The 10,762-nt window shown below is 37.8% G+C and carries 11 protein-coding genes; 6 read left to right on the forward strand and 5 right to left on the reverse strand.

Annotated features, from left to right (window positions below; translation table 11 throughout):
* Position 1: 1 nt before the first annotated feature.
* Positions 2–340, forward strand: a complete 339-nt coding sequence (locus tag ESZ26_RS15165; protein WP_146800305.1) for a TapY2 family type IVa secretion system protein — start codon at positions 2–4, stop codon at positions 338–340.
* A gap of 9 nt (positions 341–349) precedes the next feature.
* Here ESZ26_RS15165 and ESZ26_RS15170 read toward each other — a convergent pair whose 3' ends face one another.
* The 3 genes from ESZ26_RS15170 to nadE all read right to left on the reverse strand — a co-directional run bounded on the left by ESZ26_RS15170 (position 350) and on the right by nadE (position 2,660).
* Positions 350–916, reverse strand: a complete 567-nt coding sequence (locus tag ESZ26_RS15170) for a GspH/FimT family pseudopilin (RefSeq protein WP_170246395.1) — start codon at positions 914–916, stop codon at positions 350–352.
* A gap of 226 nt (positions 917–1,142) precedes the next feature.
* Positions 1,143–1,718 (reverse strand): GspH/FimT family pseudopilin, encoded by a 576-nt coding sequence (locus tag ESZ26_RS15175; protein ID WP_146800307.1) that lies wholly within the window; start codon positions 1,716–1,718, stop codon positions 1,143–1,145.
* A 90-nt stretch (positions 1,719–1,808) separates the two neighbouring features.
* Positions 1,809–2,660: an ammonia-dependent NAD(+) synthetase gene (gene nadE / locus ESZ26_RS15180; protein WP_146800308.1), complete on the reverse strand. Its 852-nt coding sequence runs from the start codon at positions 2,658–2,660 to the stop codon at positions 1,809–1,811.
* Positions 2,661–2,864: 204 nt separating this feature from the next.
* Here nadE and glnB point away from each other — a divergent pair, with 204 nt between their 5' ends.
* Positions 2,865–3,203, forward strand: coding sequence for a nitrogen regulatory protein P-II (gene glnB, locus ESZ26_RS15185; protein ID WP_070374471.1), 339 nt, complete (start codon positions 2,865–2,867; stop codon positions 3,201–3,203).
* Between the two features lie 130 nt (positions 3,204–3,333).
* Here glnB and ESZ26_RS15190 read toward each other — a convergent pair whose 3' ends face one another.
* Positions 3,334–4,098 carry an outer membrane protein assembly factor BamD gene (locus ESZ26_RS15190; protein WP_146800309.1) on the reverse strand — a complete coding sequence of 255 codons (765 nt, stop codon included), beginning with the start codon at positions 4,096–4,098 and terminating at the stop codon, positions 3,334–3,336.
* A gap of 187 nt (positions 4,099–4,285) precedes the next feature.
* On the opposite strand from ESZ26_RS15190, the gene rluD reads away from it, so the two are divergent.
* From rluD to clpB, 3 genes are all read left to right on the forward strand, one after another.
* Positions 4,286–5,263 carry a 23S rRNA pseudouridine(1911/1915/1917) synthase RluD gene (rluD, locus tag ESZ26_RS15195; RefSeq protein WP_146800310.1) on the forward strand — a complete coding sequence of 326 codons (978 nt, stop codon included), beginning with the start codon at positions 4,286–4,288 and terminating at the stop codon, positions 5,261–5,263.
* Positions 5,214–6,047 carry a peptidoglycan editing factor PgeF gene (gene pgeF, locus ESZ26_RS15200; RefSeq protein WP_146800311.1) on the forward strand — a complete coding sequence of 278 codons (834 nt, stop codon included), beginning with the start codon at positions 5,214–5,216 and terminating at the stop codon, positions 6,045–6,047. Before rluD ends, pgeF begins: the two co-directional genes overlap by 50 nt.
* 126 nt (positions 6,048–6,173) lie before the next feature.
* Complete coding sequence (gene clpB, locus ESZ26_RS15205; RefSeq protein ID WP_146800312.1) at positions 6,174–8,747, forward strand: ATP-dependent chaperone ClpB; 2,574 nt, start codon at positions 6,174–6,176, stop codon at positions 8,745–8,747.
* Positions 8,748–8,763: 16 nt separating this feature from the next.
* On the opposite strand, the gene ESZ26_RS15210 is transcribed toward clpB, so the two are convergent.
* Positions 8,764–9,204 carry a DUF4124 domain-containing protein gene (locus tag ESZ26_RS15210; protein WP_146800313.1) on the reverse strand — a complete coding sequence of 147 codons (441 nt, stop codon included), beginning with the start codon at positions 9,202–9,204 and terminating at the stop codon, positions 8,764–8,766.
* Positions 9,205–9,389: 185 nt separating this feature from the next.
* Here ESZ26_RS15210 and pssA point away from each other — a divergent pair, with 185 nt between their 5' ends.
* Positions 9,390–10,187 (forward strand): CDP-diacylglycerol--serine O-phosphatidyltransferase, encoded by a 798-nt coding sequence (pssA, locus tag ESZ26_RS15215; protein WP_146800314.1) that lies wholly within the window; start codon positions 9,390–9,392, stop codon positions 10,185–10,187.
* Positions 10,188–10,762: the final 575 nt, after the last annotated feature.

Consider the following 10,762-nt stretch of genomic DNA (forward strand, 5'->3'; position numbering starts at 1 on the left):
TATGATGAAATTATTATTTAAGCATTATTTAGCGCTCAACTTACTATCTGTAAGCCTACTTTTTATAAGTGTTGATAGTGTGGCAAAGGCGACAGACAAAGCGTCAAAGATTAAGGTTAAATGCCATGTTGAATTGGTCGGCGGTAGCGACATTATTCACTTTGGCATTATTCAAGCTAAAGGTTTGGTTAAATATTCTACTTGGTTAGTCGGTAAAAAAATAGCGACAGGGTTTTCAAAGCAAAAACAGCAAGTTCATCAAGTAAAGGAATGTGTTAAATCAAATGATGATTTTTCCAATGCTCTTTCAAAAAAATTAGATGAAAACACTGCTCGTTAAAGAGCAGACTTAACTGCAAGTAATCTCATTGCCTGAGCGATCTTCATCAATGCCGTCGGTGTCGGTGTCTGAGGTGACGTATGAACGCCCAGAGGTACTTACTGTAATGCCTCTTGACTTGGCCGGGTAATCTTTTGGGCAATATTTAAAAGGGCTAGTACTAACGCCACCCGTTATGCTGCCTGTAGGTGTGTATATAATGCTATCTTGGCCGTACTGCAGCTTGTCATTCGTATTTATTTTAGCCTTTACTGCAACTACTCTTTCGTCAGTAGCGGGTTCATAGGTTTTATCACCATCAATATCAATAAAAACACTCACTTCATTTTGCCAATTAGTATCACAACGGTTACTTGCATTCAGTGGACATATAGTCACGATTTGTTCTGCATTTATTGCGGTATTTCTTGCTGTTAGTAATAGCCGTTGTAAATGAGAAATTTCATTGTCGACGCGTGTTTCAACCAGAAAATTATTGAAGTTTGGTAACGCTATCGCCGTTAACGTTGCGCCAATAGCAATGGTGATCATCAGTTCGACGAGTGTAAAACCCTGTCGCTTGTTGTGTGATTGCAAATAATAACTCTTCATCATATAAGCCTTAATTTCTTGTTATACCGAAGAAAGCATTTCGTTAGTCTTATTGGTATTACATCTTGTCACAAAGGGGTGATAATATTTAAGATGACTAAGTTATATCACTTAAGCCACTATTTCGCTAGGTTGCCGGCATTGATATTAGTAGTTGTTATCGTTTTGATAAAATGACTAAGATCGAACTTGTAAGCACTTGCAATCCCGGCTAGTGACAGCTAATTATTCGACCGCTACGATTTTCATCTGCTCCATCCATGTTCTGGTCAGTGGATAAATAGAAGCGACCAGCGCCTGAAATAATAATCCCTCTTGATTTACCACTGTGAGATTTTGGACAGTAGCGGAAAGTACCATTACCTCCCCAAACTGCAAGCCGTCCACTAGGTGCGTAAATTAATGCTGTTCTACCCTGAGCATACTGTAATTTGTCGCCTGATTTTATGGCTGATTTTATTTTTATAATCACTTCAGCACTTGAGGCATCAAGCGTTTTATTCTTATTATCATCATAAAATACAGTAAGCGTTTTATGCCATTCGTTCGAGCACTGCCCAGACGAATTAAGAGGACATACAGTAACGAAACGTTCTTGGTTAACCGCATGATTCCTTGTCAGTAATAATAAACGATGTAAGGCTGAAATTTCATTATCAACACGTATTCTTATCCTTAAGTCTGCAAATGTAGGAATAGCGATAACAGTGAGAACAATTAGTATAGCAAGCGTGATTAGGGTTTCAATGAGAGTGAAACCCTTTATTTTTAACGTGAAATATAACATAACAATAAGCCGTCCGTTGGCTAGAGTAGATGTATTACTAGGTATAGCTGTTAACGTTAAATTTACAAGTTTTACGTTTACCAGTATATGTTAAGCGTAAATTGTTGGAATAGGTAATCGCTTATGTTGGGTTTTTTGATAAATATTAATGATAAGTGCTTGCACCTCTGTTGTTACTGGCTTTCCTTCCAAGAAATCATCTAATTGATCATAACTCATGCCTAATGCATCTTCGTCAGTTTTACCTGGATCCAAGTCTTCTAGATCAGCTGTGGGTGCTTTATTAATTAATAAATCTGGCGCACCTAAACTTTCTGCTAACAATCGTACTTGGCGTTTAGATAAACCAAATAAAGGCGCTAAATCACAGGCGCCATCACCCCACTTAGTGAAAAATCCGGTGATGTTTTCTGCTGAATGATCGGTACCCAAAACAAGTGCGCCAACAATACCTGCAATATGATATTGCGTTACCATTCGGCTTCGAGCTTTGGCATTCCCTTTCGAAAAATCGATTTTTGCATCGTCAGCCGATAAGATATTTGCTTGGTTGAGTGCGTTAAGCGTTTCAGTGTGAATGCCATTAACTGCATTTAAAATATTTGTAATTAAACTATGTGTCGGTTGAATAAAGTCCAAAGCAAGTTGAGCATCGTCTTCATCTGCTTGTACGCCGTAAGGTAAGCGAACAGCTATAAATTGATATGGCGTTGATGAATTATTATCGGTGATTCTTTCTGCCATATTAAGCTCATCAACGGCAAGTTGTGCAAGACGTCCACAGGTAGAAGAGTCAACACCACCACTAATGCCTAAAACTAAATTTTTTAGTCCCGAGTCCTTAAGTGTTTTTTTAATAAATTCAATACGGCGCTTTATTTCAAACACGGCATCTATCTGAGGTAAAACTTTCATTTCATTTATGATCAATTGCGGATCCATTCAACGTCCTTTGATAGTTATTCGATAAGTTAAATTATCCTAGTGTAACGTATAGCTGTGATACTTCAAAATATAGGAAAGCTGCATTGTGCTGTTTTATCGACATCTAAAATAAATATGACTGAGAACAAATATAGCGCTTGGGTTTATTTGATATAATTGTGTACAATTCAAAGTATATTTCGCGGTTAATGGATAACAACAATGAAAAAAATAGAAGCAATTATCAAACCATTTAAAATGGATGATGTGCGTGAAGCATTAAGTGAAATTGGCATTACAGGAATGACTGTTTCAGAGGTAAAAGGTTTTGGCCGACAAAAAGGGCACACTGAGCTTTATCGTGGTGCTGAATACATGGTCGATTTCTTACCGAAAGTAAAATTAGAAATTGTAGTCACCACAGAGCAAGTTGAACGCTGTGTTAATGCCATCATTGAAACAGCACAAACGGGTAAAATAGGTGATGGAAAAATATTTATCACTGACGTTGAACGGGTAATAAGAATCCGTACGGGTGAAGAAGACGAAGCCGCTATTTAATTGGCTAAACTCATTATAAAAAAAGCCCATAGAGTGTTGTTACTCGATGGGCTTTTTTACTTATTTAAGCGTTATTATTGAAGCTGCTGGTTTTCTACCCTTTCAACTTCAATGGTAACGACCCGTTAACTTAGCGTGTTATAAATTTATTATTTGGATAATTTGCTACTAAGACTTGCTTAGCATTGGTTTGTAAATCCATTAAACCTAACTTATCGTAACATTCAATCATAATCTCTAATGCTTGTTCAACTTCTAGGCTGGGCGAGAAGTATTCAACAATGTATTTGCCACGATTTGCTGCCGATGCCCAAGCATCACGTTTCATATAAAAACGGGCGACTGATAGTTCATACTTAGCTAAACGTGATTTTATACTGATCATACGTTTACGCGCATCAGCGGCATATTTACTTTGCGGGAGATCTGTCAAAATTGTTTTGAAATCTTTGAATGCTTCGCGAGCAGCCGTTGGATCTCTATCTGAACGGTCAATGCCGGCTATTTCTTGAAAAAGATTCTCTTCAGTTGAAATATTGATTAACGCTCGCATGTAATAAACATAATCAAGATTGACATGATCAGGGTTTAAACGCAGGAAACGATCGGACAAAGCAATACCTTGAGCTGAATTACCACTTTTGTAATAAGCGTAAATTAAGTCTAATTGCACTTGATGAGAGATAGGACCAAATGGGAAGCGTGAGTCAATTGCTGATAAAATTTGGATAGCTCGTTGATATAAACCACTATCAAGCGCAGTTCTCGCATCGGTGAACAATGCTTGTGCTGACTTGTCTGGTACTTTTTCAATGTCGGTTTTGTTTGATGATGAACACGCCGCTAGCCCTAATGAAAGCACTAGTATTATCATTTTTATTGTCAAATTTTGCATAGACTTCTGTATCACTACTTTGTTTTAGTTAAAGGTATTAGTTAAATAAATATACGCCCTTTGCAAATTACTTAATGTAATTAATAGAGCAAAGAGGTAAAATAAACACTGGCATTCTAACCTAGCATACTTGCCTTGCACAGCGCTAATTCATAGTAAATTTATAGAGAGTTAAATAGAAATTTTAATGGCTGAAATAATTCAACATACAGATACGGTTCCTGAAACTTGTTTAGGTAAACGATTCGACCAAACATTAGCTGAGATGTTCCCTGAATATTCTCGTTCTCGCATAAAAGAATGGATCTTAGCAGGTCACGTTACTTTAAACGGCGCTATTTTGATAATACCTCGCGAGAAAATGTTTGGCGGGGAAGTTATCAAAATATCAACTGAAGTTGAAGGTGACGTGCGATTTGAACCACAAAATCTTCCTTTAAATATTGTCTATGAAGATGACGATATTATAGTTATCAACAAACCTGCTGGTTTTGTTGTTCACCCAGGTGCTGGTAATCCTGATGGTACGGTACTTAATGCTTTATTGTATTATTGCCCACAGCTTGATGTCGTACCTCGAGCGGGTATCGTTCATAGACTAGATAAAGACACAACGGGTTTGATGGTTATTGCTAAAACAATTGCAGCACAAACAAACTTAGTTGATGCTATACAAGAACGTGAAATAACGCGTGAGTATGAAGCGATTGCTAATGGTCTAATGACAGCCGGTGGTGTGGTTGATGAACCTATTGGTCGTCATTCAACCAAAAGAACGCACATGGCTGTTAGTCCTTTTGGTCGTCCATCGGTAACGCATTATCGTGTAATGGAAAAATTCCGTTTACATACACGTTTAAGATTACGTCTTGAAACGGGTCGAACACATCAAATTCGTGTTCATATGGCGCATATTACCCACCCATTGATTGGCGATCCTAATTACGGTGGTCGTCCTCGTCCTCCTAAGAATGCGACAGAAGATTTGCGCGATTTACTTCGTAGTTTTAAACGCCAAGCACTACATGCAGCAATGTTGTCATTGTTTCACCCTATAACCGGTGAAGAAATGACTTGGCATGCACCTATTCCAGACGACATGGTGAATTTAACAAATGTTTTGCGTGAGGATTCAAAACTTAACGCAACAGACGATTATTTATAACCGTCTCTATAATGTAGAATGGCCAGTACATAATGTACTGGCTTTTACTACGACAAGACTCCATCCTCAAAAAGAAACGTTATCCCCTAATCATTCATATTCTTCAGTATACGACCAATTTAATGTCGGCACTCATGTCGGTGATAATCTAGAACGAGTTAACCGTAATAGACACTCTTTATTAGCGTATTTACCAAAAAAAACAAATATTCAATGGCTTGAACAAGTTCATGGTAATAAAGTTGTTACCATAGAATCTCATTCAATAACGCCTTTAGTGGCTGATGCGATAATCACTCGACAAAAAAATATTGCCCTAGCAGTGATGACCGCTGATTGTTTACCGATATTATTAACCGCGGTAGATGGCAGTGAAATTGCTGCAATCCATGGTGGCTGGAAACCCTTAGCTAAAAATATTATTACCAATACCGTGAATGATATGCAGACTGCCAATGAAAATATCATAGCTTGGCTAGGACCTTGTATTGGTGAATATGCTTTTGAAGTAGGCGAAGAAGTAAAATGTGCCTTTGAAAGTCAGTCAGAAAAATTTACATCGGCTTTCTCTGTCACGCGTGAGCAATTAACTTTGCCAAAGCCTGCAGATAACGGTAAATACCTAGCAAATTTGGCAATGATCGCTAAAATCCAATTAAATGCGCTCGGCATTCATCAGGTTAAGCATTTAAACCATTGCACTTATGCTGATGAACAGCAGTATTTTTCTTATCGTCGAGACACTATCACCGGGCGAATGGTTTCAATCATTTGTCGCCAATAAGTGTAAAAACAAGCTAAATCTTATTTCAAATCAAAAGCTTTTCACTTCGCTCCTTGAAAAATTTCAATTTTATCCTTATCTATAAGGTATAAAAGAATATGTTTCTTTGTTAAGTAGGAGAGTCTCATGCGTTTAGACCGATTAACCCAAGCATTTCAAGTAGCTATTTCAGACGCCCAGTCAATAGCCTTAGGTCGTGATCATCAATTTATTGAACCCGTTCATATCATGTTAGCGCTATTAAATCAGAACGCGAGTAGCATTATTCCCTTGTTGAAAAGTGCGGGTATTAATGTTCGTTCACTGCGCTCACAAGTTGAAACTGTTATTGAGCAACTTGCCCAAGTTTCTGGTTCAGGTGGCGATGTACAGCTTTCTTCTGCTATGGGGAACTTACTTAATCTTTGCGATAAATTTGCGCAAAAAATGGGTGATAAATATATATCTTCGGATGTTTTTATTCTTGCCGCTATTGAAGACAAAGGTAAGCTAGGTCAAATATTAAAGTCGCTCGGGGCCAGTGAACAAAGGGTTCAAGATGCAATATTACATGTACGTGGTGGTCAAAAAGTGGATGAGCCTAATGCTGAAGACGTTCGACAAGCACTCGATAAATATACGGTAAACCTAACTGAGCTTGCCGAACAAGGTAAACTAGACCCGGTTATTGGACGAGATGATGAAATCCGTCGCACCATTCAGGTTTTACAACGCCGTACGAAAAACAACCCGGTATTAATTGGTCAGCCAGGCGTAGGTAAAACAGCCATTGCCGAAGGCTTAGCACAGCGTATTATTAATCACGAAGTGCCCGAAGGTTTAAAAGGTAAGCGTGTATTATCACTGGATATGGGGGCTTTAGTTGCTGGCGCAAAATATCGAGGTGAATTTGAAGAGCGTTTAAAGGCAGTACTGAATGAGCTCGCTAAAGAAGAAGGCCAGGTGATTTTATTTATTGATGAACTTCATACTATGGTTGGTGCAGGTAAGTCTGATGGCGCTATGGATGCCGGAAATATGTTGAAACCTGCTCTTGCCCGTGGCGATTTACATTGTGTTGGCGCGACTACATTGGATGAATATCGTCAATATATTGAAAAGGATGCCGCCTTAGAGCGTCGTTTTCAAAAAATATTAATCGAAGAACCTAGTGTTGAAGATACTATTGCTATATTGCGTGGCTTAAAAGAGCGTTACGAACTGCATCATAGTGTTGATATTACTGACCCAGCTATAGTTGCAGCGGCTACTTTGTCACATCGTTATATAAGTGATAGACAATTACCCGATAAAGCTATCGATCTTATCGATGAAGCAGCTTCTAGTATTCGCATGCAAATAGATTCTAAGCCTGAAGATTTAGACCGTTTAGAGCGGCGTATCATTCAACTTAAATTAGAGCAGCGAGCATTAGAGAAAGATTCAGATGAGGCTACTAAAAAACGTTTAGGATTGATCTCCTTAGATCTGAGTGTATGTCAGACTAATTTTGATGAGTTAGACGAAATTTGGAAAACTGAAAAGGCCGCATTACATGGTACACAGGCTATTAAAACAGATTTAGAGCAAGCTCGGCTTGATTTAGAAGCTGCCCGACGTTTGGGCGATCTTAACCAAATGTCAGAATTACAATATGGCAAAATTCCAGAATTAGAAAAACAACTCGACCTAGCAAGCCAAGCAGAAATGCAAGAAATGACCTTATTAAAAAATAAAGTCACCGAAGTTGAAATTGCCGATGTATTAAGTCGAGCAACGGGAATTCCTGTTGCTAAGATGCTCGAAGAAGAATGCGATAAGTTACTGCAAATGGAGGATAATTTACATCAGCGTGTTATCGGACAAAGTGAAGCGGTTATTAGTGTCTCAAATGCTATTAGACGTTCAAGAGCAGGGCTTGCTGATCCAAGTCAGCCGATAGGATCGTTTTTATTTTTAGGTCCTACCGGTGTCGGTAAAACCGAACTCACTAAAGCGTTAGCCCATTATCTTTTTGACAGTGAAGACGCACTTATTCGTGTCGATATGTCTGAATTTATGGAAAAACATTCAGTTTCTCGATTAGTTGGAGCTCCTCCGGGATACGTAGGCTATGAAGAAGGAGGGTATTTAACTGAAGCGGTTCGACGCAAACCTTACTCGGTTATTCTTCTGGATGAAATTGAAAAAGCGCACAGTGATGTTTTTAATATATTATTACAAGTGCTTGATGATGGTCGTTTAACTGATGGACAAGGGCGTACCGTTGACTTTAAAAATACGGTTATCATTATGACTTCCAATATTGGCTCTGATCATATTCAAAAATTTGCAGATGACGGTCAGTATGAAGAAATGAAAACAAAAGTGATGTCAGAAGTGAGTTTACATTTTAAGCCTGAGTTTATTAATCGCATTGATGAAACAGTTGTATTTCATCCATTAATTTCACAACAAATAGAAAAAATAGCAGCAATACAAATTAATAGTTTAAAAGAGCGGTTAGCAGAGCAAGATATCAAGTTATCAATTAGCCAAGAAGCACTAGCACTGATTTCCTTGGCTGGATTTGATCCACTCTTTGGAGCAAGACCGTTAAAAAGAGTGATCAGGCAAAAAATTGAAAACCCATTAGCTCAGAAAATACTGTCAGGGGCCTTTAAAAACAAAGCAAAGATAAGTATTGAAGTCAGTGACGGTGAATTAATTTTTAATCACTAAAAAATTGGGGGCACGGCTATTCACTTAAAGACGCACAGTAAACTTCTGTGCGTTTTTGATTTATCGCTAATTGCTGTTGCTTCTCTGTTTCAGTTAATATCTGTTTACTGCCTTTTTCATCTGTATATTGCACCTTATCAAAAGCGGTTAACATGGCCAGATTCTCTTGTGCTTCTAGACATTTTTTCGGCATATCAATAGTCGCTGCGATGTTATCTGTATTTTGTTGAGAGGCTATATCTTTATCTGAAACTAGAGGGCCAGTAATAAGATCTGCGCGACTGCTTATACTTGATTGATTAGAAACTAAAAATTGAGTGTATTCATCACCAATAGGCTGATGTTGACTGAAATGAACAACATTGTCTTTATCTACCCAGCGATAGATCATAAGTTCACTTGCCGAACAATAGCCAAAATAAAAAATAAGCCCTAATAAGAGTATACGAAAATTCATTGGGTCACCTAATAACTATATAAAGAAAAATATCCTAGTACTTTATATAACAATACAATTGAAACTTTACAAATTATAACGAGGAATTATCATGCTATTACTCTCTAATATACCCGCGATGGTTATTTATGTTAGATTTAATTAACTGTACCAACATATATTCTTAAACAAGCGTAGTCATAATAATGAATGATAAAAAAACAGATACCAGTAAGCCCTCGAAAGGTATTTACCTATTACCTAACCTATTAACAACCGCCGGGCTATTTTCTGGTTTTTTTGCCATCGTTTCTTCAATGAATGGTGATTTTATTAGTGCGTCTGTAGCAATATTTATTGCCATGATATTTGATGGTTTAGATGGACGCGTTGCTAGGATGACTAATACGCAAAGTGAATTTGGTGCAGAATATGACAGTATGGCTGATATGGTATCTTTTGGTATAGCACCTGGACTTGTTGCTTATAATTGGGCGTTATCGAGTTACGGAAAATTTGGCTGGTTAGCTGCTTTTGTATTCGTTGCTTGTGCAGCATTACGTTTAGCTCGCTTTAATACACAAGTTGGTATTGCCGACGCACGCTTTTTCCAAGGTTTAGCAAGCCCTGCAGCAGCGGCAGTTATTGCTAGTTTGGTCTGGGTGGGGGCAGAATATCAAATAAATGGTCAAGACTATGGGATTATTGTTGGTATCATTACTATACTTGCAGGATTATTGATGGTCAGTAACTTTCGTTACAACAGCTTTAAAGAAGTCGATTGGAAAGGTAAAGTTAATTTCTTTGTTGTTTTACTTATTGTGCTCGCCTTCGTCATTATCGCTTCTAGCCCTGAAAATGTTTTACTGATCGTATTTGGTTTCTATGCTTGTTCTGGGCCATTTACCACTATTCGCTCTGTAAATAAGTTGAAATTAGAAGATGTTGTCGGTGACGACAAAGATGAAGACTTTAATAGTGTTGAAGACATGAAGGATAAATAGCATCGGCAATTAACTGTTTATAGCGCTAATCTTGCAAATCAACGGCCTTTATTGCTAGATTTAGACACAATAAAAAAATGTTTGTACGTTAAATGTGCAATTAAGTGTTTATTTTAAAGTTATTACAAAAAAGGGTTGACGCCCAGCGAGAAATGTCTAGAATGCGCTCCAGTTCCAAGGGGTTCAGTCAAAACGAACCACGAAAGAGCTGTTTTGATAAGTTATCTACATCACTTTAGAGTAAAGTAGCTAACTTAACGTTTTAAAAGTTAGGTTTGAATCTTCAAAAAGAAACTTCAAATTAAATTAAATAAAACGTTGACATCGAAACTGAGACGCGTATCATGCGCATCTCGCTTCAGGCAAGACCTGCAGCAACGGAGCAAGGCTCCAAAGGTATAAACGAATGGGTTTTATATCTAACTCTCTACTTCAAGTAGATGAGTTTTTCTTTAACAATTAGTTATCATGCAATTTGTGTGGACACTCACATTACATTGATTTTACATAGTCGGTTCTTAATTCTCTCACGAGAGGCAAGGAAAGACGTAAAACAGTTTAATAATGATGTCACA

The organism is Colwellia hornerae (genome assembly GCF_007954355.1).
GTDB classification, from domain to species: domain Bacteria; phylum Pseudomonadota; class Gammaproteobacteria; order Enterobacterales; family Alteromonadaceae; genus Colwellia_A; species Colwellia_A hornerae.